Source organism: Fibrisoma montanum, assembly GCF_003583365.1.
Taxonomy (GTDB): domain Bacteria; phylum Bacteroidota; class Bacteroidia; order Cytophagales; family Spirosomataceae; genus Fibrisoma; species Fibrisoma montanum.
This window is the reverse complement of record NZ_QXED01000001.1, coordinates 1,044,997-1,069,731: the sequence shown is the minus strand read 5'-3', so window position 1 is coordinate 1,069,731 and position 24,735 is coordinate 1,044,997. Positions and strand designations below refer to the sequence as shown.

Below are 24,735 nucleotides of genomic sequence, written 5' to 3'. Positions count from 1 at the left end.
GGCAACTAGCCACTTTGGCATGACAGACGTACTAATTATTGGCGGTGGTATTGTAGGATTAGCCACCGCTCTGCGATTGAAACAGCAACGACCCAACCTGAGCGTCGTATTGCTCGAAAAAGAACCGGCTGTAGCCCGCCATCAGACCGGCCACAACAGTGGCGTTATTCACTCTGGGTTGTACTACAAACCCGGTAGCCTGAAAGCGACCAACTGCATTCGTGGCTATCGTATGCTGCTCGATTTCTGTGATCAGGAAGGTGTACCTTATGAGCTTTGCGGTAAACTTGTCGTAGCGACCAAACAGGAGGAAATTCCCCAGCTCAATACGTTACATGAACGGGGGCAACTGAATGGCCTGGGCGGACTGCGTATGCTGACATTGGCCGAAATTCGGGAGATTGAGCCGCATGTCAATGGCGTTGCGGGTATGTTTGTGCCGCAGACGGGCATCATCGATTACAAGCAGGTCTGCGAAAAACTGGCCGAGAAGTTCCAGGCATTGGGTGGCGACCTGCGCCTGGGCGAACGTGTCGAGCAGGTAACGCCCGGTACCAGCCTGTCCATCGTGGTGACTACGAAAGGCCGCTATGAAACCAGGCTGGTGGTGAATTGTGCGGGTCTGTATTCTGACAAGATTGCTCAGCTAACGCAGCCGGGCGGGGTTGACCTGCGCATTGTACCGTTTCGGGGCGAGTATTATAAAATTAAGCCGCAGAAGCACTATCTCGTCCGGAACCTGATCTATCCGGTGCCTGATCCGAATTTCCCATTCCTGGGCGTTCATTTTACCCGCATGATTCATGGCGGGGTGGAGGCTGGTCCCAACGCAGTGCTGGCCTTTCAGCGGGAGGGTTACCGCAAGTCGGACATCAACGTAAAAGAATTATTCGAAACGCTGACCTGGCCGGGTTTTCAGAAGGTAGCCGCCAAATACTGGGAAACGGGCCTTGGCGAAATGTACCGTTCGTTTTCCAAGTCAGCGTTTACCAAGGCGTTGCAGGCGCTGATTCCTGAGATACAGGAAGCCGATCTGGAAGAGGGGGGCGCGGGTGTCCGGGCGCAGGCCTGTGATCGCACGGGTGGTTTGCTGGACGACTTCGCCATTCTGGAGAGTGAGCGGGCCATCAACGTCTGCAACGCACCATCGCCGGCCGCTACGTCGTCGCTGTCCATAGGGCAGACCGTGTCGGAGAAGGTGCTGGCGCGGTTCTGATATTTTACTGTCAGGACGCGAATTGTACGCCAAGGCCGCTAATCGGGATTTGCAATCCCGATCTACCCTGTCGAAGATTGTCAATCTGAACTTGTCCGGGAGAATTTAATTATAAATTCATGGCAGAGAGGGTCGGGATTGCAAATCCCGACCAGCAGAGTTCTCACCCTGAAGGGACCGAATTTATAATTACTTTATCGGCGGTAACTTGGGTGGGTGTTCTCCGATGGCCATCAAGGCACGACGCAGATTTTTGAGCGGTTTGCGATTGAGCCGAAGTACGTCAATTGTTACCCGACCGATAGCTGTTTTACCCACCAGTCCCGTCAGCGAATCGTCCCAAAGAAAGTGATCCTCCCAGACCATTGTTCGGGGGTTGAACAGAGGAGCCAGTTCTTGAGAAACGACATCGAGCGACTCGACTGTATCCGATTTGTAGACATTACAGCCGATGCACGAGTAGGCCAAATTGTCCAGTTCGCTGGTGCCTTGCCGGGTACGTGGAATGATATGCTCAATGGAAAAAGGTTCGGTAGCAAAATCAGCCGGTGATTGGCAGTATTCGCAGTACCCTTGCGAGCGTTGGATTACTGCTTGTTTTCGTTTGCCCGTAATCTTTCATGGCTTGTACCAAGCCCTAACTGCTGCATCAGGTCACGAACGGTAGTATGGCGAAGACGGGCCAGAGTGGTGAGGTATTTGAGTCGGCGAACGGTCAGGTTCTCCGTTTTTTCAATCAGTCGCACTAGTTCATCGTGCTCGGCTGGTGTAAGGCCATCTTGCCGAAGTTTCTGCTTAAGGGCCCGAAGCCGTTGAACCTGTACTGTTGGAAGCCCTTTGTTAATTCGTTTGAGCAACAAAGCTTCCTCTTGCTGAGGGTATGACCGGCGCACGCGCAAAGACACTACCTGATCGATAAAATCATCCAGGGTGCGGTTGTCCAATTGTTCGGCTTCCCGAAGAAGTGTCTGAGCTTGCAGGTTCATCAGGGGGGAAAGAGCGGTTAACTGAACACAAATATAACGTAAATAAACACGATTCTGGCGAAAAGCAAAGGTCGTTTCCCTATTCCGCTGGTCGAGATTTGCTTTGCTGATCGGGATTGCAAATCCCGATCTATCCTGTCGAAGATTTTCAATCTGAACTTGTCCGGGAGAATTGAATTATAAATTCATGGCAGAGAGGGTCGGGATTTGCAATCCCGACCAGCGGAGTGTTAACCTATGAATTATTGACGTCTTTACGGTGAAAACAAACCATTGATCCGGAAATCAGGTTCTGATGAAGACCAAGGTTTAACCAAAATCAAATCGCACCATGAATGCTATCAATCAGGTTGATGTGCTGAATACTCCTTCCGATCTGGAGGAATCTGGCCGGGAAAAAGTTGCTGAGTCGTTGAATCGGTTAATTGCCGATTTGTTCGCTTTGTACATCAAGACGAAGAATTACCATTGGCACGTGTCAGGCCGGCATTTTCGGGACTATCACCTGCTGCTCGACGAGCAGGCCGATCAGATCATTGCGACGATCGATCCGCTGGCCGAGCGAGTGCGCAAAATCGGTGGCAATACCATCCGGTCGGTGGCTCACGTAGCGCAGTTGCAGCGTGTGAAAGACAACGACGAGGACTTTGTGGCCCCCCGCGATATGCTGGCTGATTTGGTAGAAGAAAACAAAAAGCTGGCGCATAACATGCGGGAAACCCACGAAGTGGCAGATGATGCAAAGGATGTGGCAACCGCCAGCCTGTTAGAAAACTTTATCGACGAAGCCGAACAGCGGGTATGGTTCCTGTTCGAAGCCTCGCGGGAGGTGGCTTAAACTAAATAAAGAGCTTGAAGGGCGGGTTCCTTTTCGGTCAGACAGCTGAAGAGAAGCCCGCCCTTCGTATGTTTGTTACGTATGAAAGTTCGTCCCAGCGCCCTGATCTGGCGCTCTACTCAATTAGCTACCGACGTTTTATTGATGCATTACCGCTACGGAGGCCATGATGTGTTTGCCCTGCCGGGGGGAAACCCTGACCGGAACGAAACCTTACCGCAGACCGTTACCCGCGAGTTGCAGGAAGAGTTGGGCGTAACCGCCGATGTTGGAACGATGGTGCTGGCTGGTGAGATGCTTCTGTCGCAACGTAATGACGATGTACTGCACGTGGTTTTTGCCGCCAGCAACCTACAGGGTGAACCCGTGCTTAACCCCGCCGAAACCTCGGCTATTGATCTGGTCTGGAAACCGCTGGACGAATTAGATCGCCTGAATTTATACCCGAATGTTGGCCTTCACATTCAGCGGTGGTTCAACAGCGCTATTGACTTAGGCTATGTTGGGCGGATTGAACAGGCTTACTTTGACTAAGGCTGCCGCCAACCATACCGATGGCACTGGCCAGTAGTCCGTACATCATCGGTGGGTATTCGGTTTCAACCCAAAGGCAGAGTAACCACACCCCAAATCCGAGGCTGATGGATGCCAGGCAACCAATCAGATTGGCTCGTTTCCAGTAGATCCCGGCCAGCAGCGGCACAAACAGCGACACCAGACTGAATGCGGACGACTCGCCAACGAGGTCAAAAATGTTCATGTCGCGGGTGGTACTCATCCAGACGCAGATGACCGTAATGACCACTACTGCCCAGCGAATGGTACGCAGCAGCGCCTGATCAGTCAGGTCAGGCTTGAAAAACTTGACAATGTTTTCGCCGAAGACGGTCGCCGGTGCCAGAATCGCCCCGCTCGATACGCTCAGGATGGCTGAGGTAACCGCTCCGAAAAACAGAATTTGCAAGAACAGATTGCCGTGGCGCAAGACCATGTTCGGGATAAGGAGCTGATTGTCAGTGGGGAGGTCGGGGTGCAAAATTCTGGCGCTCAACGCAATGAAAAGCGGCAACATGGCAATAGTCAGGTAAAGCCCTGACGCCAGATACGACGCCCGCACGGACGTATCTTCCGACTTAGCCGCCATCACGCGCTGAAAAATGTCCTGCTGCGGAATAGAGCCGAGGCCGATGGTAAACCAGGCGGCCAGGTACTCAATCCAGTCCTTAAACGTATTGTGGGGCAGAAAACGGAAGAAACCGGGTGGTGTGCGTTGCTCAATCGTTTTCCAGCCACCTACGTCCTGCCAGAGCATAACGGTCAGCACGATCAGGGCAATGACGATAATAAGATTGTGAAAAAAATCAGTGATTGAGATTGACCACATCCCCCCCAGCAAGGTATAGATCATAACAATCAGGGCACTGAACAAAATGCAGTACTCCCGCTCTATGCCTGTTACTACGTTCAGAACAATGCCGATGGCGATTAACTGGGCCGCGATCCAGCTGAAGTATGATGGAATGACAATGATCGCCGACAGCAATTCCGCCGACCGACCGAAACGGCGGTTAAAGTAATCCGAAAAGGTGGTGATGTTCAGTCGATACAGCGGCCGGGCAAAGAATGCACCGACCAGGAACAGGCAGAGAGCCGACCCAAACGGTTCTTCAATTACCGCCGGAATACCATCCTTGACAAACATGGCCGGAGCCCCCATAATCGTTTCGGAGCCGAACCAGGTTGCAAACGTGACAGAAGCCGCCAGCACCAATGGCAGCCGTCGGCCCGCCAGCACGAAATCCTGCGAGGTCGTTACGCGCCGGGCCGCCCATGCCCCGATAGCAATGTTGGAAAGGAGGTAGAGGGTGATGAATAGCAGAAGCATGATGGCTGTTTAAACGCAGAGGAACAGAGGATGCGCAGAGGTCACGGAGTTTTTCTCTGCGATCTTTGCGTCTTCTCTGTTCCTCTGCGTTTAGAAAAAATTATAACCGAACCGTGGCGGGCAGGTACTTCGCAATCAGGTCTTCGTAGTACGGTTTCAGTTCGCTGACAACCGGTGGTTTCGGGCTTTTGGAGTACAGGTCATACGGGTTGAAGGCCTTCACCCACTTGAACATCGCCCGGTCATGATCGTCCATCAGGTGATCATACGCATGCTCGCGGTGCTGCGCGTAGAACGAGTGGTACCGGATCATGTACAACGCCGGCTCGGGCAGGTAATCTTTAGTGATCTGATACAGGTACTCATCGTGTCCCCACGACATGTGTACGTTCTTCAACCCGCAGTTTGGCTCGTAAACACCGAATTTCGTGTTAAACCGTTCGTCGTACGTATCGGGATTATCGGCAAAGAACTCCGGATACACAATCTTGTCGGAGTGAGCGCAACCTACCGGAAACGTATCACCTACAACCGCCCATTGCGGCTCCCCAAATAAACACAGCACCTTACCCATGTCGTGCAGAAAGCCCGTAAGCACAAACCAGTCCGGATGCCCATCAGCGCGGATGGCTTCAGCGGTTTGAAGCAGGTGCTGGAGCTGGTCAAGTTCAATGTCCGGGTCGGAATCGTCGACCAGCGTATTCAGGAATTCCATAGCGCCCCAAACCGGCATCTCCTTCTTGTCGAACTTGAGGAACTCGCGCTCCTTCTCCATCACGAAGTCGTAGGTCTGGTACTTATGATTGAGCCGGTAGAACTCACGTACCGTATCACGCTCAGGATCGTCGTAGTTGCGGTATTCTTCCTTGGCTTTATGCTCCGGTTGGGCCGCGTTCGGTTCAGGATAGCGGATCAGCAGATCGTCTTCCCACTGCTCAAGGCTCGCCAGCGGGCTGTGTTCGGTTGGGGTATGTGCTGTCATAAGGGTCAATTTTTGTGTGTAAACTTACTAATTATCAATTGGTTTTTAAACGCTAAGGGGATAGAGCTTACGCAGAGGGCGTAAAGGCCTACCAGAATAGGGTATAAAGAACCGTTAGAATACCCAGGATTGCGACTGATCCGGCAACGAACGAGGGGGTGACGCGGAACATGTGCTGGTCGACGGCCAAGCCCCTGGCGCTTCGGCGACCGGCTGAATCGGTTAACGTGATCAGTACCATCACCGCTACGTCGATGCAGAATACCCACATGGTTCGGTGCAGAAACGGAATAGGATCGGCGTCGACACCAACGGCGGCCATGAGCTCCGGCCAAAACTTAAGCACTGTCGAAAACGGGATGGTCAATATGGCGACGGCCAGGGCTGCTTTGGTCGTTGTCCGCTTCCAGAACAGACCCAGCAGGAAAATGGCAAAGACGCCGGGCGTAATGAAATTGGTGTATTCCTGAATGTACTGGTAAACCTGATCGAACGAACGGAGCATCGGGGCCAGCACGACAGCCACTACAAAAGCGACGACAACGGCGATTCGGCCTACGTTGACCAGCTTTTGTTCGGACGCGTTTTTGTCGAAAAACTTCTTGTAGATGTCGAGCGTAAAAATGGTCGAGATGGAGTTGCACTTCCCGGCCAGCGACGCAACAACAGCCGCCGTTAATGCCGCAAACGCTAACCCTTTCATGCCGGTCGGAAGCAGGTTCATCAGCACTGGATACGCCTGGTCGGGCTTAACGGTGCCGTTGGCATCGGTCATGGCCTGCTGGAACGTACCATTCTGGAACAGCACAAAAGCGGCAATACCCGGAATGACCACAATCAGCGGAATCATTAGCTTCAGGAAAGCCGCGAATAGAATGCCGCTGCGGGCCGTCTTCAGATCGGCTCCCAGGGCGCGCTGGACAATGTACTGATTACAACCCCAGTACGACAGGTTGTTGATCCACATGCCACCTAATACCAGCGACATGCCCGGTAGGTCGTCGTAATGCGGATGGCCTTTCTCGAAATACATATGAAAATGGCTGTCGGCCTGCCGGTGCAGAGCCTGTAAGCCGTCCCAGACGCTGTTGCCGCCAATTTTGTCAGCCACCAGTTGCAGGGCCAGATAGGTAACAACCAGCCCACCACACACCAGCACGATCACCTGGATCACGTCGGTATAGCCGATGACCTTCATGCCGCCCAGCGTAATGAAAATGGCGAAAACAGCCAGCGCGATGGTACACGTATTGAACGAAATACCCGCCAGTGATTCGATGGCAATGGCCCCGAGGTAAAGAATGGAGGTCAGGTTAACCAGTACGTAAACTATCAGCCAAAAAATGGCCAGAATTGTACTGACCGTATCATTATACCGCTGCGCCAGGAATTGCGGCATGGTATAGATGTGATTTTTCAGGTAGATGGGAATGAAAAATACGGCCACGATGACCAGCGTAGCGGCTGCAATCCATTCGTACGACGATATGGCCAGGCCCATAGCAAAACCAGAGCCGGCCATGCCGATGAAGTGTTCGGCCGAAATATTGGAGGCAATCAGCGACGCCCCAATGGCCCACCAGGTCAGCGAGCCCTCAGCCAGAAAGAAATCCTTAGTGTTTGTTTCGGCCGTTTTCCGGCGTCGATATACCCAGTAGCCGTAGCTGACAACAACAATGAAGTAAACGAGAAAAACGACGTAATCGGCAAAGGCAAGGTGGTTCATGGACACGGCAGGACTAATCTTCAGAACAAAAAGAAGATACTATTGCAATCTACCGTGTCTGCCCACAAAAAAGCCGGAGCCTGTCTGGCCCCGGCTTTTAGTAGTCTCGATTTGTTAAACGATCCTCAGTTTAGCAAAGCTCAATAGCAAGGTCCGCTCACCGGCCGTATCAAACTGAATGGTAGCCTTGCGCTCAGTGCCGTTGATGTCCATACTCTTTACAATGCCGAAGCCAAACTTCGGGTGTTCGACCTTCATGCCCGAAGCCAGCTTCGACGTATCGCTCGGAGCAAAGTCGGCAGAAGGTGTATGCGTTGAGGTTGGCTGCGGAGCCTGCCGTTGCGCTGTGCGCTGCGCCAATGAGCGCACGAAGCTCATTGAGCCGCCCGATGGCGTATCGTTGCGGTCGCGAACTTCACGTTCCGGCCGCTCGTAGCTCGCTGATTCCTGTGAAACCGACCGCATCCGCGACATTTTCAAATAACGCTGGTCCATCTCCATCAGGAACCGGCTCGGTTCGCAGACCTTCAGACGACCGTAGTTATAGCGCGTCTCGGCATACGACATCGTCAGGCGTTTCTCGGCGCGGGTGATGGCTACGTAGAACAGTCGCCGTTCTTCTTCCAGGTCGTTGCGGCTTTCGAGCATCATCTGGCTCGGGAACAGATCCTCCTCCAGACCAACAATATAAACGTACTTAAACTCCAGGCCCTTGGCTGCGTGGATGGTCATCAGCGTCACCTTGTCGTTGTCGCCGTCGTCTTCCTTCTCGTCAGCGGTGGTCAGGAGCGATACGGTTTGCAGGAACGCGCCGAGGCTCTTGTCGTCGTTTTCGGGGTTGTCGACAAACTCTTTGATCGCATTAAGCAATTCCTGAACGTTCTCATACCGAGCCAGCCCTTCAACGGTCTTATCCTCGTACAGTTCTTTCAGCAAACCGGACGCTTTGGCAATGTGGGAGGCTACCTCAAAAGCATCTTTCTTGTCCAGAAGGAGCATAAAGCTCTTGATCAGGTCGGCAAAGCCCTCGATGGCGATACCCGCCCGGCCCGCTACGTGTTTGGTAATCTCGCTAACGATCCCCCAGATCGATTCCTGTTTCTCGGCTGCCAATACAGCAATCTTCGCTACGGTCGTGTCGCCGATGCCGCGCTTGGGCAGGTTGATAATCCGCTTGAAGGCTTCCTCGTCGTTCTGGTTGACCGTAAAGCGCAGGTAGGCGATCAGGTCCTTGATCTCTTTCCGCTGGTAGAACGACAGGCCACCAATGATCCGGTACTTGATACTCACCTTCCGCAAGGCTTCTTCAAAAGCCCGCGACTGGGCGTTGGTCCGGTACAGAATCGCGAAGTCGTTGTTGATGAGCGAATCGTTCATTTTAGCTTCGAAGATGGACGAGGCAATCAGCCGCCCTTCTTCGTTATCCGACGACGCTTTAATGATTTCGATCAGCGGACCATCTTCATTGTCGGTGAAGACGTGCTTCTCCAACTGGTTCTTATTCCGGGCAATGATCGAGTTGGCCGCCTGAACGATCGTTTTGGTCGAGCGGTAATTCTGCTCCAACTTGACAATCTTGACGTTCTCTTTACCGTAGTCGCGCTGAAAGTTCAGGATGTTTTCGATGTTTGCCCCCCGGAAGGCGTAGATACTTTGGGCGTCGTCGCCTACAATGCAAATGTTCTGGTGAACGGCCGCCAGTTTGCGCGTGATGAGGTACTGCGATACGTTGGTATCCTGAAACTCATCGACCATCACGTGCTGAAACTTATGCTGATACTTGTGCAGAATGTCCAGGTGATCGCGGAACAGAACGTTCGTGTTGAACAACAGATCGTCGAAGTCCATCGCGTTGGCCTGAAAGCACCGCAGGCTGTATTGCTTGTAGATCCGGCCAATTTCGGGCATTCGTGCCGAAGCATCATCAGCCTGAATGACCGGGTTGTTCAGGTAATCGTCCGGACCAATGAGCCGGTTTTTGGCCCCTGAAATCCGCCCGAAGACGTTGTTGGCCCGGTACACTTTATCGTCCAGGCCCATTTCCTTGATAATGCTCCTGAGCAGCGACTTAGAGTCATCGGTGTCGTAGATGGAGAAATTACTGGTGTAGCCAATGGCTTTAGCTTCAATACGTAAAATCTTGGCGAACACGGAGTGGAACGTACCCATCCAGATGTTCCGGGCTTCGGTGCCTACCACCTTTTCGATCCGGTGGCGCATCTCACCCGCGGCCTTGTTGGTAAACGTCAGGGCCAGAATTCGGAAGGGGTCAACGCCGTTTTCGATAAGGTACGCGATGCGGTACGTCAGCACGCGGGTTTTGCCCGAACCGGCACCCGCTATAATCATCAGCGGTCCGTTGCCGTGCATCACGGCCTCCCGCTGTGGTTCATTCAACCCCGATATATAATCAACCATAAGAAGACGTTAGACAATAGATGCTGGACATTGGATTGACACGCTACCGTTCAGAAATCCAATATCCAGCATCTATACAGATAACAATCAAAACTACGAAAAAATTTGCTGAAGGTCAGTAACGATTCCGGCCGGATGCTCCATTGAATAGGAACTGGCCGCAGGGGTCAGGTAAGTCCTGATTAGTGGCCCTAACTTTCAGCCTGAACGGACTAATGATGACAAAAAGTATGGTTTAGGCGATCAAGAATATACCTTGTACACGTTTTAGTCAGAGAGGTAATGCTATGAAGATCCTTATAATCGAAGATGAAGTTAAAACGCTCCAGAGCATTAAGCAGGGGCTGGAGGAGCATCAGTGGGAAGTTGATGTAGCCTATGACGGAACGTTTGGTTATGAGCTGGCAACCCGATCGCCCTACGCGCTGATCATATCCGATATTATCCTCCCCGGCATAAACGGGCTCGACCTGTGCCGCAAGCTTCGGGCTGCCCAGATCGCAACACCGATCCTGATGCTGACGGCGCTTAGTACGCTTGACGACAAAATTATCGGGCTGGATGCCGGGGCCGACGATTACCTGATCAAACCCTTCGAGTTTCGTGAGCTGATGGCCCGGGTCAGGGCTCTGACCCGTCGGCAGGGAGCCGTCGTTCAGGGCACAACGCTGCTTAAAATCGCGGATCTCGAACTGAATCCGGATACGAAGCAGGTGATGCGGGCGGGCAAAGAAATTGCGTTGACGGCCAAGGAATTTCAACTGCTCGAATACTTCCTGCGCAATCAGGGCCGGGTAATCTCGAAGGTCGAGTTAGCCGAAAAACTGTGGGATGTTACCTTCGACACGGGTACTAACGTTATTGAGGTGTACATAAATTTTCTCCGCAAAAAGATAGACAAGAATTTTGAACCCAAAGTCCTGCATACACAGATCGGCATGGGCTATGTTGTCAAGATTCAGTCGTAACGATGAACATACGTACCCGACTTACCGGCCAGTTTGCCTTTCTGGTAACGCTCATTCTTCTGTTCTTTTCGGCCGGGGTCTACTTCTTCAGTGAACTGTATCTGGAACAGCGTTTCTATAAACGACTTCAGGACCGGGCTATCACCACAACTACGCTGCTTTTCGATGTACAACAGGCCGATACTACCGTTATTCGACTCGTTGACGCGGCCGTTAAGAATCCGCTGCTGAACGAAACCATCTCGGTCTACAACGCAACCTCCAGAACGTTTCTGTTTACGACGAATCCGGCCAACAACCAACTGCACGAACGCATAATCCCGCTGCTGAAACCGGGCCTTGAAACACAGTACGTACGACAGGATGATTACCAGCTCGTCGCCATTTATCTGACCAATTCGAAAGGCGGAAACTGGATCATTGTCAGCGGAATCGACCAGCCAGGAAACGACGCATTGAGCGACTTGAAGAAGATTCTGCTGGTTATGGTTCTGGCGGCAATTTTTCTGCTCGGGGTCGTCGGCTGGTTTTTCGCCGACCGCGCGCTGGCGCCCATGTCGGGGATCATTGAACAGGTGAATGCCATTTACCCCGCCAATGTTGAAAAGCGCGTTGAGCACCCTAACCGCTTTGATGAGATTGGGGCACTGGTAGCTACCTTCAATCGGTTGCTTGACCGCATTGAGCAGGCCATCGATACGCAGAAGATGTTCATCGCCAACGTATCGCATGAACTGAAAAACCCTTTGACCAAAATCAATTCGCAGATCGACGTAGCCCTCATTCAAAAACGGGAGCCGGATGCGTATGAACGAACGCTGAGGTCGCTGCGGGAAGATACGCGCACGTTGACGCAGCTGACCACTACGTTACTGGAATTGGCAAACGTCTCGATTCAGGTTAGCAACGTACCGCTCGAACCGGTTCGGATGGATGAACTGCTGTGGGAGGTTAAAACCAACTATCAGGAATGGCATCCCGATTGTCTGGTGCAGCTCAACTTCATCGACTTCCCGGACGATGAAGATGCGCTGCTTACCCAGGGGAATCGGCCCTCCCTACGTGTTCTGCTGATGAATCTGGTCGATAATGCCTGTAAGTTTTCGCCGGCCAGAACGGCTACAATTGATTTTCAGGCCAAGGAGGGCAGCCTGACCGTTGCCGTTTTTAACGAAGGGCCACCCATCCCGGAAGCCGACGTACCCTACATCTTCGAGCCCTTCTTCCGCAGCGATGCAACGGCGCAGTCAGGCAAAGGACATGGTGTCGGCCTGGCCGTTGTTGCTCAGATAACCCAGATGCACCAGGGTACCATTTCAGTAAGCTCCACGCCCCGGGGTACTACGTTCACGCTGACGCTGGCCAGCCTCGGGTAATTTTAAGGTAAATTTAAAGTGAGATTAAGTCCGCATTAAGTTGCGTGTTCTTGTTTTGTGCAGTCACTTCTGAAAGAGACAATGGGAGTAGGAGCAACCACAGCTAAACAGGGATTGGTAACCATGGCTATTGCGGCCCTGGTAGGTGTTACAACCCTGCTGGCTTACCTGTTCATGGACTCCCGAAACGAAGCGCTGGAAGTCCAGAAGCTGCTGGCGGTGAAGGTTGAACAGTTTGCGTCTACCCAGCAGAAACTGGATTCTATTTCAACCGTGCTTGACCAAAAGCTGGTTGAGGTGCGTCGGCTTGGCGGCAACGTCGCTGCGCTGGAACAGATCAAGTGGCAGTTGGAAAACGACAGGAGAAAGTTAAAATCTGATCTGACCTTTTCGATTCAACAATACAACCTGAAAATTAAAGATTACCGGAATTTTCTGGCTCAGAGCGAATCGGACCTGCAAAAGCTCCGGGATGAAAACGGCCTGTTGCGAAACAGAACCCGGGCGCTCGAAGAGGAAAAGCAAAACGTACTCAGCGAAAACGAGGGGCTGAAGACCGAACGAGCTGCATTGACGCAGACACTGGCCGACTACTCGCTTCAGAACGCGGAGTTGAAGAATCAGGTAACGATCGCGTCGGCCATGAAAGCGGTTAATGTGCAGGTAATTGCGCTGGCTGCCAATGGGAAAGAACGCCGGGGAGGCAGCTACAAAGCGTCGCGGATCGATCGGCTGAAGGTATCGTTCATTATGCCGGCTAATCCGGTAGCGGTGAAAAACGATAAAGACATTTACATACGCATACTCGATGCCAACGGGGCGGTCGTCAGCGAAAGCGGAGTAGGCGGTGTGATACCGTTCGAAGGTCGGGAAATCGGCTATACCATCCGGCAGGCCGTACCTTTTGAGAATAACGACCAGGAAGTAAACATCCTGTTCCGTAAAGAGAGTGCCTACAAGCCAGGTGTCTACACCGTAGAGATCTACGCAGAAGGCTTCCGGATTGGCGATGGCCGCTTTGATGTCAAGTAGCTACGCCCAATGAACACGCAAACCAATTTTAATGTAAACCATAAATCAATCAAGTTATGAAAAAAGTAATGGCAGCCAGCGCGCTACTCGTTGCGCTCACCGCCTTCGCGGCCAACGCCCAATCGACTAACTCATCAAACAGCTCTACATCTGGTACTTCAACCGGTACGCAAAGCTCAACGGCTACGAGTGGTACTACATCCGGCAGCCAGGGCAGCTCAACGTCTTCAGGCACTATGTCGTCAAGCCCGACGACTACGGGTAGCACCAGCGGGTCAATGACGGCCACATCCGGTACGACGACGGGTAGCTCGTCAACAACCGCTACACAACAGCCAAAGAGCAGCACCAGCGGTAATCCTCCGCGTCGGTAATTAGTTGCCCTAAGGGCCTTATGTCAGGAGTTCGGTTGAAGACCACGAGTCTTCGCCGAACTCTTTTTTTATACCCTGGTGGGGCTATCGCCAAACCAGCAAGCTGACCACTGACTAGCGAGGGGGGAGAATGGTAAAGAGTTCTACGTTCAGGCTGGCCGTTTCCAGCTGTTTCGGGTAGAGAATAATGAAACTGTTGCTCTCGAAATACGTCGTCAGGTAATAAGGCAGCTTGTCGAGATGGCCACTGTAGGAGGGGTGCCCTTTGCGCGAGGAAATGATCATGAAGAGATCGTTGGGTTTGATTTCGCGGCCCAGAATCAGAAAGTCGCTCCAGTTCTGAAACTTCCTGAACGTTTTCCGGATCGGGTTGGTCGTCCGCTGGCTGATTTTCTCCAGGTGGCGGATGGTGTCCGGGTGCGCGTAGAACAGCATATCAAGGCCCGCTTCCTTCGCCAGGTTGGTGATTTTATCGTACCAATGCCCGAAGCCTGGCTCCAGTTCGGCCTTGGGCGGAACCGCTACTACCATCCGCTGAAGCGTATTGAGCGGTTGGGTGGTTTTGTAGATGTAGATGGTCTCGGGCACCCGCTTCAGAATCTGCTCGGCAATCGGACCAAAGAAATCAGTGGCCTCTGCTTCGTGATGCAGGCCAACAACAACGTCGGTGATATTCTGTTCCTTAATCGTGTAGATGATGCCGTTGCTGATGTTGGCGTCGAATCGGGTAAGCGGAGTAAGCTCATGATCCGTAGCGGCTGCGTGCCTGATAGCCAAATCCAGCATCTTTTTTCCGGCCGCGCGGCCATTCTGGTTGTCTTCATCATCAATAATGTGAAGGGCGTACAGGGATGCGTTGCTCTTGGGCGGCTTCAGCATCAGGCCTAGATTGACCAGGTCAGTTACCGTTTCGGGATAAGCCAGTGAAATCATGATCTTTTCCGAGATTTCGGTGGTGACACTGCCTTCTTCCTCGCTCAACAGGGCAATCCGGCCGGAAGCTTTCTCGACGGCAAAGGAGCTGATGGTACACGTAACGAGAATCATCAGAATTGTGCCGTTCAGTACGTCTTCGTTCAGCAGGCGGATGGGTTCGCCAGTGATCGTTTCGCCGGTGATGATGTTATAGCCTACCAGCACGATGGCCAGCGTAGCGGCTGCCCGGGCGTTGCTCAGACCGAAAATTAGCTGACGCTCCTGCCTGCCCAGGCCGAATGTTTTCTGAGTCAGCCAGGCCGATAGGTATTTCGATGAGACCGCTACGGCAATCATAATCGCTGCTACTTTGAGCGCACTGACGCCGTTGAACAGTACCCGAATGTCGACCAGCATACCGACGCCAATCAGGAAGAACGGAATAAACAGGGCGTTGCCGACAAAATCGATCCGGTTCATCAGCGGAGACGAGTGCGGAATGAACCGGTTCAGGGCCAGTCCCGACAGAAAAGCCCCGATAACGGCCTCCAGGCCCGCTGCTTCGGCCAGAAACGCACCCAGAAACACCAGCGCCAGCACGAATATGTACTGCGAAATATTATCGTTGTATTTTTTGAAAAACCACCGGGCAATCAGCGGAAAGATAAATAAGACGATGGCCGCAAAAATCACAAAGGAAACAAACAGCCGCAGCCAGAAAGCCGAACTGATATCGCCTTTGGTCATCCCGACGATGGTTGCCAGCACCAGCAGGGCCAGTACGTCGGTAATCATCGTACCGCCGATGGTCAGCGTTACGGCCGGGTTGCGCGTGATGCCGTAGCGGCTGACGATCGAATAGGCCAGCAGCGTGTGCGACGCAAACATACTGGCCAGCAGGAGTGAGGTAAGCAGCGAGTAGTCCAGCAGATAAAACGCGGCCAGCGTACCCAGAATCATTGGCGTCAGAAACGTGTACAGGCCGAAGGTGATGATCCGGTTGCGGCTCTTGCGAAATTCTTCCAGATCCATTTCCAGCCCGGCCATGAACATAATGTACAACAGCCCGACCGTGCCGAACAGAACGATACTACTGTCGCGCCGGAGCAGATTCAGGCCGTAGGGCCCGATCACGATTCCTGAGATGATCAGTCCGATGATGTGCGGAATCCGGATGCGGTTGAACAGAATGGGCGCAAACAGGATGATAAACAGCACCAGCGAAAATATGATGACCGGATTTTTTAGGGGTAATGAAAAATCCAGGTCGGTAAGTAGGATCATGCTGATTGGGCGGGGTTAAAACTCATAACTTGGTCAGCTCGAGTGCGTACACAATTCGACAAACGCCTTCCCGAACAATCTCGCGCTGGCCCTCCATGGTAGAAGAAGTCTTGAAGCGTAAACTGACGGTTATTCTGGTGTTTGGAGCCAGCGAATCCTGCTGAGCCGTCAGGACCAGGGCGTCCTGTTTGTAGGAGCCGGTATAGACCCGAAACAGCTCGTTATTCGCTACAGCCTGGGCAAACACCCGATTGTCCCGGTAATTGATCGCCCACTGTTCCGTTTTGGTGTCACCGACAGCCGATCCTTCGCATGAGGTCTCGGTGCAGCGCATCTGCACCGACCACCGGCCAACCAGGTACGGATTATACACAACGGTTGAATCGCCGGTGGAGTCGACCGGGGCTGTGAGTGCTTTTTCGCGCCTGGTCAGATCAGCTTCCTTCAGGCTGAGCTGTTGTTCCCGCAGTACGAGCTGTTGCTCTTTTTGATCAAGCTCCTGGGTGCGACGGTCAAGCTCCTTTTCCCGCTCCTGTAACCGGCAGCCTGAAAGAGCGAGTATCAGCACGGCCGTGAGCCAAAACGCTAATCTCATTGGATACGAATGTTAACGGTCGTCAAAACCGGAATCTACCGGGGCAATTGATGAACTGGCACTGCGAACATACAAACACAACCTTAGAATCATATTAGATTTACCGGTTATACGCTGTAAAGCACACCGTTGTACCAGGGCTGTTTATCGTAAACAATTTTCCGGAGAATGTGGGCCGCAGGCAATCGGGACAGCTTCTTTGCGCAGGCACAGGGCTGGTCCAATAACAAGCCAACTGGTAATTGCCTGCCGATACGTGGTAAGGCTTTTTGGATACTGGTGGATTTACGCGGGAAATGGATAGATTCGTCTTTATTATCCAGAAAAACCGGGTTTGCACACGTAGTCTGTTTGGCACCGAAGCCCTGCCATGTAGTACATAATCAGGTAGTTCGGCGTTAAACGCTGAATTTGATGTCTTAGTATTTTATTTTTAAAAACGCGTGCAACGTTTTTACTTTCCGCTTGTCTTTGTTTCGACGTTCAACCTAAACCACCCGATACGCTGAACCTTTTGGAACCGAACCGATCCGTCGGACCGACGTACCCAGACCGACACGCTGATTTGGTCAAGCGCTGCCAAGCGGGCGAGCGTCGGGCGCAGTATGAGTTGTATCGCCAGTACGCCAAGGCGATGTACAACGTTTGTCTGCGCATTCTGAACCATGAGGCCGAAGCGGAGGATGTGTTACAGGAAGCGTTTCTGGATGCGTTCAACCACATTCAGTCGTTTCGGGGGCAGTCGACGTTCGGTGCGTGGTTGAAGCAGATCGTCGTCAACCGGGCGATCAACCACCTGCGCAGCCGACGGCTGGAACTGGTCGATCTGGATACCGGGCGGTTTGGGGAAGATGATGGACCAGATTACGCAGACACTGAACCTTATGATGAGGAGGGTGTTCAGCTAGAGGTAGAACGGGTCCGGCGGGCCATGCAGCAGCTGCCCGAAGGGTACCGTATAGTACTGTCGCTGTATCTATTCGAAGGGTATGACCACGAGGAGATTGGCAACATTTTGAAGATCAGCGAAACGACCTCGCGAACGCAGTATCTGCGGGCAAAAAAGCGATTGTTGGAAATGCTGACATAAACTGACAGGATGATGAAAAAAGATAACCTTGAGCGCTTCGTTCGCGACAACCGCGAAGCCTTCGACGACGCTGAACCGCCAATGGGTCTTTGGTCAAAAATCGAGTCTGGTCTTGGTGGGCCAGGTCTTGCTGATCCGATTGGTAACGAACGTGATGATACGTTAAGTGGAAGAGTTGTCCCGCTGAACGGAAACGCAGCGCGTGGTGCAGGAGGCTGGTTTAACCTGAATTGGCGGGTGGCTGCTTCGATAGCGGTGCTGCTTCTGGCGGGTACGCTGCTTTACAAAAATTACCAGCCAAAGACCGCTGCGCCGTCTGAACTGGTAGCCGCCGGCCCGGCCTATGCGCAGCAGGTGGCGCACTATACGCAGCTGATCGATAACAAACGCGCTGAGCTGAAACAGATGACCGGTAGTAACCCAGCGTTGTATGAGCAGTTTTCGGCTGACCTCGACCGGCTGGAACACAGCTACCAGGGCTTAAAAGCCGAATTACCCCAGAATCCAAACCAGGAGGTGTTAATCCAGGCGATGATTCAGAATTTGCAGCTTCAAATTAATCTTCTCAACGAACAATTGCGTGTGATAGAGCGCATTAAACATCAAAACCAGAAAGCGAATGAAAACGTGGTATAGCCTTTTTCTTTGCCTCCTGCCACTAACGCTGTTAGCTGGTACCGGAGAAGAAACAGGGGTGATTGAACGACGAAAGACAATTATCAAGCTCTACGACGTCTCCGAGAAAGATCATCTGGTAGTTGATAACCAGTTTGGCCAGGTGAGCGTTGAGCTATGGAACCGTAACGAGATTAAGGTACAGATCACCATCACGGCCAACGCCAATACCGAAGACAAAGTTGCTGAGTATTTAAGTACCGTAACGATCGACGAAAAGCGGGCCGGCGACCAGATTGTGCTCCGTACGAACATCCAGAAGCGTAATGATACGTGGACCCGGGAAGAAAAAGATGCGGAAAAGAAAAGTAATGTCCGCATTGATTACGTGATCTCAATGCCTCGTCAGAATCCGTTAACCGTAAAAAATAAGTTCGGCAATACGAACATACCGATGTTCCGGGCGCCGTTGAAGATTGAATCGAAATTTGGTAATTTCTATGCCTCGGAACTGAGCAATCCCGACACGGACATTAAAGTTGAGTTTGGAACGGCTTCCATAAAAGAAATGCAGAATGGCGACCTGGATATGTCGTTCGGGAGCCTCGACGTTATATCCGCCAATGCTATCAAATTGAATAATAAGTTCGGAAAGCTGAAGATTGGAGAGGCAAACCGACTAAATGCTAATGTGAGCTATTCTGAAACGGCTATCGGCACGCTACGTCAGTCGGGGCGGATAAAGATGAGCTTTTCCAAAGGATTCCGAATTGAGCAATTGCCCAAAACGGTCGACGATCTCGATATTCACGCTTCCTATTCGAGCGTTGTGCTGCCCCTGGCCGAAGGAACAAATTGCAATTTTGACATAATCGTTACGCACGGCGGCTTCAATTATCCAAGCAACAACCAGATCACGCTCGACAACCAGCCAAACGAAGGCGAACATCGCCCGGGTCCCCGCTTCACAAAGCAGTATTCTGGTAAAGTCGGTAGCGGCAACGGGGCTAAAGTTCGGGTAGTAGCCAGTTACGGAAACGTAAGTTTTAAATAGTTCTTTCATAGCTCGTCCGGGCCGCCCGGACGAGCTATGAAAGAAGCTCAATCACCGCCCGATGCTGCGGAAACTGCTGTAGCATCTCTTCTGGTTTTGCCAGTTCAAAATCAGCAAAGTCGAAGCCTGGTGCAACCGTACAGCCAACGAGCGAGTACGCCGTTCCGGCCGCCGGCTTTGAACCAAACCAGCTTCCGGCCGGCACAACCGCCTGAAACACCTCTCCCTGATCCGGATCAGCACCCAGCCGGATAATCGACAAGTTACCCGTAGCAGGCTCAATTACGAATACTTCCAATGGGCCACCCGCGTAGAAATGCCAGACCTCATCCGACTGGATGCGGTGAAGGGCCGATACGTGGTGGCTCTCCAGCAGGAAATAAATGGCGGTGCTGACGCTGCGGCTACCCGAGAATCGGTCGGGCAGTCCGGCCTTCGGCAGTAGTTCCGACGAGCGATACGTTTCGGCGTAGTAACCACCTTCCGGATGCGGCTGCATCCCGAAAGCATTGACCCAGTAGGCAGCGTTCATAACGTTTCAGGATTTTGTCTTGACGAACTGGTTGACTGATAGACTTACCCCTGCTGGGCCCAAATCAATCAGTCAACCAGCAGAACTACTGCCGTGCCTTTACGATGTTGGTAAACTCCCGCGACTTCAGAGAGGCTCCACCAATCAGACCGCCATCGACATCAGGTTGAGCAAACAGGTCGGCTGCGTTTTTCTCGTTGGCGCTGCCACCGTAGAGGATAGACGTGTTCTGAGCGATTTCGTCGCCGTAGGTCGAGGCAATGTGCTGCCGTAGTTCAAAATGCATATCCTGTGCCTGACCGGCCGATGCGGTCAGACCCGTACCGATTGCCCAGATTGGTTCGTAGGCAATAACTACGTTCGAAAACTGCTCGGGCGAGAGGTGGAACAGGCTTTCGGTGAGCTGCGATTTGACAAACCCGACATAATCACCATTTTCCCGCTGATCGAGGGATTCGCCACAGCAGAAGATAGGAATCATGGAAGCCTCCAGTACACGGTTCACCTTCTCGGCCAGCTGCGCGTTTGTTTCGTTGAAGTACTGCCGCCGTTCACTATGGCCCAGAACGACGTATTGTACGCCGACCGACTGAAGCATTCCTGCCGAAACCTCACCGGTGTACGCACCTGATTCTTTTTCGTGGCAATTCTGAGCGCCAAGCGCCAGACGGCCCTCAGTTGGAATGTATTGCCGCAACGTAGTGAGATAGACGGTCGGCGGGCAGATTACTACGTCCACTTCCCCCGTAATTTCGTCTCTTACCATGTTGATAACCTCAGAAACCAGTGCTTTGGCTTCGTCGAGGTTCTTGTTCATTTTCCAGTTTCCGGCAACGATTTTTTTACGCATAATTGTGAATTAACATGTTCATAACCAGTTATCCGAATCAATCGGCTGGCTGGTTTGTTTATCAACCGCGGGCGAAAATAGGGCTTTTCGGATGAACTAGCCGAGGCTGTTTGGTTTTATTTCGTTTAGCCGCTTCTAGACGGACTACGATAGAAGCGGGCTTACAAAAACCATTATTTAAAATTTTGTGTTTTTCAGGTAAAAAATTAGTAATTTCAATGCTATAAAGAGCTCTACATGAAAACGTTTCTGGTGCTGATCGGGCTGATGTGTGCTTGCGTAGTGGTTTGTGCAGACGACCACGGCACGCCAGACAAGGATCGGTATGGCTTCTTTATTGCCAACAACCGCACCTGGACCCGCATTCCCTTTCAGCTTCATTCCAATCTGATCATTGTTCCGGTCAAAATCAACGACTCGGACACGCTGCAGTTTATTCTGGATACCGGCGTCAGCAGCACAATCATTACGGATCCGGCTGCCTTCAAAAAACAATCGTTAAAGATGGCCCGAAAGGTTAAACTGTCTGGTGCGGGCGAAGGCGGCAACCTGACGGCATCCGTAGCGATTGATAACCGGTTAAGCGTTGGTGGACTGCGGGCTTCCCACCACAACATTGTCATTCTGGACGAAGATATTCTCAAGCTTTCGGAGTACGTAGGTGTGCCGGTACACGGTATTTTCGGGTACGAGATCTTCTCTAATTTCGTTGTTACGATCGACTTTCAGCATCGCGAGCTGACGTTGATGCAGCCGAAAAAATATAAATACCATAAGCGCAAAGGCGACCGCTACCCCATTACCATTCAGGATACGAAGGCGTACACCGACGCTATTTCGATTTTCGATGGGGAGAAATCGTTGCCACTGCGGGTTGTGCTTGATACAGGAGCCGGTCATGCGCTGCTGCTCGACCGGTCGCGCAATCCGGCCTCGCTGCCGTTGCCCGAGAAGGTAGTCAGGGCGCAGCTGGGTCGCGGCCTGAACGGGGTGATAAACGGTAGTCTGGGACGTATCCAGAAAGTCCGCTTCGGCCGATATGAACTGGATAATATTCTGGCTTCGTTTCCAGACAGCACCTCGTTTGGGATGAAGCTGGTCAACGCCCCCGAGCGCCAGGGCAACGTAGGCTGCGAAATCCTGCGTCGGTTTCGCGTTACGTTTAATTACAACGACCAGTACGTAGTTCTTAAACCGGTGAAGCGGCTGTTGCGCGAGAGCTTCGAGCACGACATGAGTGGGCTGGAGCTTCGGGCTCGGGGAGAACGGTTCCGGAATTATTATATTGAAAAGATCATCGACAACTCCCCCGCCGATCTGGCAGGGCTCAAAGAAGGAGACGAACTGCTGTTTGTCAACAATACCTCGACCAGCGAACTGACAATCAGTGATATCTACAAGCTACTCCAAAAAGGCGAGGGCAAAGAGGTGGCCATGCTGGTCCGGCGGGACGGCAAGATTTTTATCACCCAGTTTTTGTTGAAACGGCTTATTTAAGCATCGCTACAAACCAAAAAAGGGCACATTTGCAAGTGCCCTTTTTTGGTTATGTATTGTAGATTAGTTAATGATTTCAAAATCATTATCTACAATGTCAACCAGTTTCACGCTACCAGTATCACCTCTGGGAGTAATAACAATGAACTGTGTTGCTCTGCGCTGTACTACGGCAAAAGGTACACCATTTACCACAAAAAACTCTTTCAACGTACCGTCATCCGTATTACCATTGGTTCTACCAATATTGTTCCAGGTTTGCCCACCGTTAGTCGTACGTTCGATGCGAACCCTGTTTCCGTCTTGTCTGGCTCTTAAGTCGCCGATGGTGGCAGCACCATTTACTACTTCAGCACCAGATAGGGTTTGGAACAAGTCTACCAACTTTAAAGAACCACCATTGAATCGTGGCGTGTACACTACATTTCCTTTGCTGTAGTGCTTTCCATAGGCATAGACTACGCCTTTGTAAGAGAAAGCATCTGTTACAGTAGATGGGTTATCACCAGCCCCGTTTGTTCTGCCTATATTATCAGTAGTGTTTGCCAGGTAAAAATACAGTCTTCCAGTATCTGTAGTACGTACTACATCTGCTAAGGCATTGGCGTTAGTAAACTCGTTCAAAAAGGGTAAATTTTCAGCAACTACCGTTTCGTTAGCAGCAGCCACTCTGGCACCAGCATCATTAGATACTTCTTGTTGGGGCTGAACAGCTCCTTCTTTGTTACATGATGAGGCAAAGGCAAGCACAGCAGCCGCCGAAAGCAAAGTCAAACTTTTTTTCATGGGGAATTTTGTTTTTGAGATTAACTAATTAGAAATAAAGGCAAAGCAATTTTTCAATTGTCGACACGTGCTTATGAAAAGCGGTAGTGTAATAACTATTACGAAGTGGTCATTACACTACCGCTTTTAATTAGAATAAGACTACTGGCACGTACCAACTTCATACATGTCTCTTAAGCCAGGCAGGTTGTTAGTGCCAGTATATGGTCCACCCGGGTTACCGGCCGCGTCGTAAAACTCCAGGCTGGTGATAATCTTCATTCCTACAGGATTATTGTCCCTGAACGCTTTCTTGTTGAGGTTATCACCGGTATAAGTCGATAAAGAGTTACCCGTTACATTCAATAAAACCTGAATTCCACTACCCACTTTTCTGACTTCACTGATAGAGAAGGTCAGGTAAGAGCCATCGGGACCGTTTTTCCGATAGAAGCCAATAAGTTCATTGGCTGCGCCACCGTTTTTGGAACCGGCTGCAACGCTAACCTGCAATTCACGATTCGCGATATTACTTACAGGCAAAAGATTAACCTCGGTACCAATTTGCATGCCCGGAATAGAAGCCGACTGGTCTACAAATGAGTAGTCTTGGTCTCTCAGGCCTGTTGGCAAGGTGATCCAGGAAGTACTGGAGAACGCATCGCCAACCTTATACATGTCACGTAGGCTTGGCAGGTTATTCGTGCCAGTATATGGACCACCCGGGTTACCCAATGCGTCATAAAATTCTAAGCTTACCAGAAAAGCCTTACCAACCTGATTATTAGGGTCGTCTCGGAAAGCTTTCTTGCCTGAGTTGTTGCCGGTATATGTTGACAGGCTGTTGAATGTTACCTCCAACAGAACGTGTACCCCCGATCCTACGCTGATGGTATTCTTAATCTTAAACTTCAGGAATGAACCATCCGGTCCATTTATCAAGAATTTACCAAGGTCTGCAACAGCACCGGTGGTGTTTGTTGAAGTAACCTGCAATTGCCTGTCGTTATTGATCAACGATGCATCAGCGTTAATCTGCGTTCCAGCGGCCACACCATCCTGATCTACAAAGTTGAAATCCTGATCTTTTAATCCTGTTGGTAATGTAATAAGCTGCGAAGTGGGAGTAGCGCAGCTTGCCGTTGACGCCACGCCTATTCGCGCGGCTGCATTGGTTGAGCTGGCATCCGGCTGAATTTCGTTTTTACAGCTAACTGCGAACAGTAAGGCCAGTGACAGGCCCGTACCGAGCATGAATTGTGGTGTACTTGTTTTCATTGTTTGTGGTGTAAAATGTGTGTGTTTGAGAATTATGATTGGGGACTATTTGCAAACAGAAAGAAAGATTTCAGCCGTCAAGCATGCTTCTGTCTGCTTCTTGAAAAGGGCCGTTTGATGAGAAAATGGTGTATTCGACATGGGTAGCTTGTCTAGACAAATCCATGACAAAACTATCCTGATTTGTGCTCCTCTGAAATACTGATTATATAGTATTTTTAATCCGTTTTTAATGCGTAATATTTTATTTATCTTCCGTTTTAATCTATTGGAAGTCAATCTTATAAGAAGATTTATTTATATAGAACATGGTTTTATTGTTCATAGTTAATGTGTAAATTATTAAAAGGTGTTGGATTTTGTCTGAGTTTTATGGTATTATATAAATAAATATTTAGTAACAACTTGTTCTAAAAGCATGAATTGAGACTACATAACAAAACAAATTTTTATTATATA

At 51.2% G+C, this 24,735-nt stretch carries 23 protein-coding genes; 11 read left to right on the top strand and 12 right to left on the bottom strand.

Going from position 1 to position 24,735, the window contains the following annotated elements; translation table 11 throughout:
* Positions 1–19: 19 nt before the first annotated feature.
* The gene (gene lhgD, locus DYU11_RS04540) at positions 20–1,216 is read left to right on the top strand and encodes an L-2-hydroxyglutarate dehydrogenase (RefSeq protein ID WP_119666421.1); all 1,197 of its coding nucleotides are present in this window, start codon (positions 20–22) and stop codon (positions 1,214–1,216) included.
* 189 nt (positions 1,217–1,405) lie between these two features.
* Here lhgD and DYU11_RS04535 read toward each other — a convergent pair whose 3' ends face one another.
* On the bottom strand, positions 1,406–1,804 hold the full coding sequence (locus DYU11_RS04535) for an HNH endonuclease (protein ID WP_262697093.1): 399 nt from the start codon (positions 1,802–1,804) through the stop codon (positions 1,406–1,408).
* Positions 1,804–2,202, bottom strand: coding sequence for a hypothetical protein (locus tag DYU11_RS04530; protein ID WP_119666419.1), 399 nt, complete (start codon positions 2,200–2,202; stop codon positions 1,804–1,806). The genes DYU11_RS04535 and DYU11_RS04530 overlap by 1 nt, the downstream gene beginning before the upstream one ends.
* A 331-nt stretch (positions 2,203–2,533) precedes the next feature.
* Here DYU11_RS04530 and DYU11_RS04525 point away from each other — a divergent pair, with 331 nt between their 5' ends.
* A complete protein-coding gene (locus tag DYU11_RS04525) occupies positions 2,534–3,040 on the top strand; it encodes a Dps family protein (RefSeq protein WP_119666418.1) in 507 nt (168 codons plus the stop codon).
* Positions 3,041–3,121: 81 nt separating this feature from the next.
* Positions 3,122–3,574, top strand: coding sequence for an NUDIX domain-containing protein (locus DYU11_RS04520; RefSeq protein WP_119666417.1), 453 nt, complete (start codon positions 3,122–3,124; stop codon positions 3,572–3,574).
* Here DYU11_RS04520 and DYU11_RS04515 read toward each other — a convergent pair.
* From DYU11_RS04515 to DYU11_RS04500, 4 genes are all read right to left on the bottom strand, one after another.
* On the bottom strand, positions 3,525–4,925 hold the full coding sequence (locus tag DYU11_RS04515; protein WP_119666416.1) for a high affinity choline transporter 1: 1,401 nt from the start codon (positions 4,923–4,925) through the stop codon (positions 3,525–3,527). The two genes, DYU11_RS04520 and DYU11_RS04515, sit on opposite strands and share 50 nt — an antisense overlap.
* A 100-nt stretch (positions 4,926–5,025) precedes the next feature.
* Entirely contained in the window at positions 5,026–5,907 is an 882-nt protein-coding gene (locus tag DYU11_RS04510; RefSeq protein ID WP_119666415.1) for an inositol oxygenase family protein, read from the bottom strand.
* Between the two features lie 88 nt (positions 5,908–5,995).
* A complete protein-coding gene (locus tag DYU11_RS04505; protein WP_119666414.1) occupies positions 5,996–7,633 on the bottom strand; it encodes a sodium/sugar symporter in 1,638 nt (545 codons plus the stop codon).
* Positions 7,634–7,747: 114 nt separating this feature from the next.
* Positions 7,748–10,051: an ATP-dependent helicase gene (locus DYU11_RS04500; protein ID WP_119666413.1), complete on the bottom strand. Its 2,304-nt coding sequence runs from the start codon at positions 10,049–10,051 to the stop codon at positions 7,748–7,750.
* A 287-nt stretch (positions 10,052–10,338) separates the two neighbouring features.
* Here DYU11_RS04500 and DYU11_RS04495 point away from each other — a divergent pair, with 287 nt between their 5' ends.
* Genes DYU11_RS04495 through DYU11_RS32945 form a run of 4 tightly spaced genes read left to right on the top strand, consistent with a single transcriptional unit; the run spans position 10,339 to position 13,801 of the window.
* Positions 10,339–11,019 carry a response regulator transcription factor gene (locus DYU11_RS04495; RefSeq protein WP_119666412.1) on the top strand — a complete coding sequence of 227 codons (681 nt, stop codon included), beginning with the start codon at positions 10,339–10,341 and terminating at the stop codon, positions 11,017–11,019.
* A 2-nt stretch (positions 11,020–11,021) separates the two neighbouring features.
* Complete coding sequence (locus tag DYU11_RS04490; RefSeq protein ID WP_119666411.1) at positions 11,022–12,395, top strand: HAMP domain-containing sensor histidine kinase; 1,374 nt, start codon at positions 11,022–11,024, stop codon at positions 12,393–12,395.
* 57 nt (positions 12,396–12,452) lie between these two features.
* Positions 12,453–13,427, top strand: a complete 975-nt coding sequence (locus DYU11_RS04485; RefSeq protein WP_229365689.1) for a DUF8428 domain-containing protein — start codon at positions 12,453–12,455, stop codon at positions 13,425–13,427.
* A 56-nt stretch (positions 13,428–13,483) separates the two neighbouring features.
* Complete coding sequence (locus DYU11_RS32945; RefSeq protein ID WP_147367886.1) at positions 13,484–13,801, top strand: hypothetical protein; 318 nt, start codon at positions 13,484–13,486, stop codon at positions 13,799–13,801.
* A 114-nt stretch (positions 13,802–13,915) separates the two neighbouring features.
* On the opposite strand, the gene DYU11_RS04475 is transcribed toward DYU11_RS32945, so the two are convergent.
* Together DYU11_RS04475 and DYU11_RS04470 are read right to left on the bottom strand one after the other, a co-directional pair.
* Complete coding sequence (locus tag DYU11_RS04475) at positions 13,916–16,000, bottom strand: cation:proton antiporter (RefSeq protein WP_119666408.1); 2,085 nt, start codon at positions 15,998–16,000, stop codon at positions 13,916–13,918.
* Between the two features lie 22 nt (positions 16,001–16,022).
* Entirely contained in the window at positions 16,023–16,595 is a 573-nt protein-coding gene (locus DYU11_RS04470; RefSeq protein WP_119666407.1) for a hypothetical protein, read from the bottom strand.
* 514 nt (positions 16,596–17,109) lie between these two features.
* On the opposite strand from DYU11_RS04470, the gene DYU11_RS04465 reads away from it, so the two are divergent.
* From DYU11_RS04465 to DYU11_RS04455, 3 genes are read left to right on the top strand one after another with little or no spacing between them, the layout of a single operon-like run.
* Positions 17,110–17,685 carry an RNA polymerase sigma factor gene (locus DYU11_RS04465; RefSeq protein ID WP_119666406.1) on the top strand — a complete coding sequence of 192 codons (576 nt, stop codon included), beginning with the start codon at positions 17,110–17,112 and terminating at the stop codon, positions 17,683–17,685.
* Between the two features lie 12 nt (positions 17,686–17,697).
* Positions 17,698–18,321: a hypothetical protein gene (locus DYU11_RS04460; protein ID WP_199736661.1), complete on the top strand. Its 624-nt coding sequence runs from the start codon at positions 17,698–17,700 to the stop codon at positions 18,319–18,321.
* The gene (locus DYU11_RS04455; protein WP_119666404.1) at positions 18,305–19,354 is read left to right on the top strand and encodes a hypothetical protein; all 1,050 of its coding nucleotides are present in this window, start codon (positions 18,305–18,307) and stop codon (positions 19,352–19,354) included. Before DYU11_RS04460 ends, DYU11_RS04455 begins: the two co-directional genes overlap by 17 nt.
* 34 nt (positions 19,355–19,388) lie before the next feature.
* Here DYU11_RS04455 and DYU11_RS04450 read toward each other — a convergent pair whose 3' ends face one another.
* Both DYU11_RS04450 and tpiA read right to left on the bottom strand, forming a co-directional pair.
* Entirely contained in the window at positions 19,389–19,886 is a 498-nt protein-coding gene (locus DYU11_RS04450; protein WP_119666403.1) for a cupin domain-containing protein, read from the bottom strand.
* A gap of 85 nt (positions 19,887–19,971) precedes the next feature.
* Positions 19,972–20,736, bottom strand: a complete 765-nt coding sequence (gene tpiA / locus DYU11_RS04445) for a triose-phosphate isomerase (RefSeq protein ID WP_119666402.1) — start codon at positions 20,734–20,736, stop codon at positions 19,972–19,974.
* Between the two features lie 237 nt (positions 20,737–20,973).
* On the opposite strand from tpiA, the gene DYU11_RS04440 reads away from it, so the two are divergent.
* On the top strand, positions 20,974–22,233 hold the full coding sequence (locus DYU11_RS04440; RefSeq protein ID WP_119666401.1) for an aspartyl protease family protein: 1,260 nt from the start codon (positions 20,974–20,976) through the stop codon (positions 22,231–22,233).
* Positions 22,234–22,296: 63 nt separating this feature from the next.
* Here DYU11_RS04440 and DYU11_RS04435 read toward each other — a convergent pair whose 3' ends face one another.
* Both DYU11_RS04435 and DYU11_RS04430 read right to left on the bottom strand, forming a co-directional pair.
* A complete protein-coding gene (locus DYU11_RS04435) occupies positions 22,297–23,019 on the bottom strand; it encodes a hypothetical protein (RefSeq protein ID WP_119666400.1) in 723 nt (240 codons plus the stop codon).
* A 141-nt stretch (positions 23,020–23,160) separates the two neighbouring features.
* Positions 23,161–24,276, bottom strand: a complete 1,116-nt coding sequence (locus tag DYU11_RS04430; protein WP_147367885.1) for a hypothetical protein — start codon at positions 24,274–24,276, stop codon at positions 23,161–23,163.
* Positions 24,277–24,735 lie beyond the last annotated feature (459 nt).

Excerpts from the sequence above, each read along its gene's own strand:
- DYU11_RS04450 (WP_119666403.1), bottom strand. The coding sequence starts at position 19,886 with ATGAACGCTGCCTACTGGGTCAATGCTTTCGGGATGCAGCCGCATCCG.
- tpiA (WP_119666402.1), bottom strand. The coding sequence starts at position 20,736 with ATGCGTAAAAAAATCGTTGCCGGAAACTGGAAAATGAACAAGAACCTC.
- DYU11_RS04455 (WP_119666404.1), top strand. The coding sequence starts at position 18,305 with ATGAAAACGTGGTATAGCCTTTTTCTTTGCCTCCTGCCACTAACGCTG.
- DYU11_RS04490 (WP_119666411.1), top strand. The coding sequence starts at position 11,022 with ATGAACATACGTACCCGACTTACCGGCCAGTTTGCCTTTCTGGTAACG.
- DYU11_RS04515 (WP_119666416.1), bottom strand. The coding sequence starts at position 4,925 with ATGCTTCTGCTATTCATCACCCTCTACCTCCTTTCCAACATTGCTATC.
- DYU11_RS04500 (WP_119666413.1), bottom strand. The coding sequence starts at position 10,051 with ATGGTTGATTATATATCGGGGTTGAATGAACCACAGCGGGAGGCCGTG.
- DYU11_RS04510 (WP_119666415.1), bottom strand. The coding sequence starts at position 5,907 with ATGACAGCACATACCCCAACCGAACACAGCCCGCTGGCGAGCCTTGAG.
- DYU11_RS04460 (WP_199736661.1), top strand. The coding sequence starts at position 17,698 with ATGAAAAAAGATAACCTTGAGCGCTTCGTTCGCGACAACCGCGAAGCC.
- DYU11_RS04440 (WP_119666401.1), top strand. The coding sequence starts at position 20,974 with ATGAAAACGTTTCTGGTGCTGATCGGGCTGATGTGTGCTTGCGTAGTG.
- DYU11_RS32945 (WP_147367886.1), top strand. The coding sequence starts at position 13,484 with ATGAAAAAAGTAATGGCAGCCAGCGCGCTACTCGTTGCGCTCACCGCC.
- DYU11_RS04495 (WP_119666412.1), top strand. The coding sequence starts at position 10,339 with ATGAAGATCCTTATAATCGAAGATGAAGTTAAAACGCTCCAGAGCATT.
- DYU11_RS04470 (WP_119666407.1), bottom strand. The coding sequence starts at position 16,595 with ATGAGATTAGCGTTTTGGCTCACGGCCGTGCTGATACTCGCTCTTTCA.
- DYU11_RS04435 (WP_119666400.1), bottom strand. The coding sequence starts at position 23,019 with ATGAAAAAAAGTTTGACTTTGCTTTCGGCGGCTGCTGTGCTTGCCTTT.
- DYU11_RS04530 (WP_119666419.1), bottom strand. The coding sequence starts at position 2,202 with ATGAACCTGCAAGCTCAGACACTTCTTCGGGAAGCCGAACAATTGGAC.
- DYU11_RS04525 (WP_119666418.1), top strand. The coding sequence starts at position 2,534 with ATGAATGCTATCAATCAGGTTGATGTGCTGAATACTCCTTCCGATCTG.
- DYU11_RS04430 (WP_147367885.1), bottom strand. The coding sequence starts at position 24,276 with ATGAAAACAAGTACACCACAATTCATGCTCGGTACGGGCCTGTCACTG.
- DYU11_RS04520 (WP_119666417.1), top strand. The coding sequence starts at position 3,122 with ATGAAAGTTCGTCCCAGCGCCCTGATCTGGCGCTCTACTCAATTAGCT.
- DYU11_RS04475 (WP_119666408.1), bottom strand. The coding sequence starts at position 16,000 with ATGATCCTACTTACCGACCTGGATTTTTCATTACCCCTAAAAAATCCG.
- DYU11_RS04505 (WP_119666414.1), bottom strand. The coding sequence starts at position 7,633 with ATGAACCACCTTGCCTTTGCCGATTACGTCGTTTTTCTCGTTTACTTC.
- lhgD (WP_119666421.1), top strand. The coding sequence starts at position 20 with ATGACAGACGTACTAATTATTGGCGGTGGTATTGTAGGATTAGCCACC.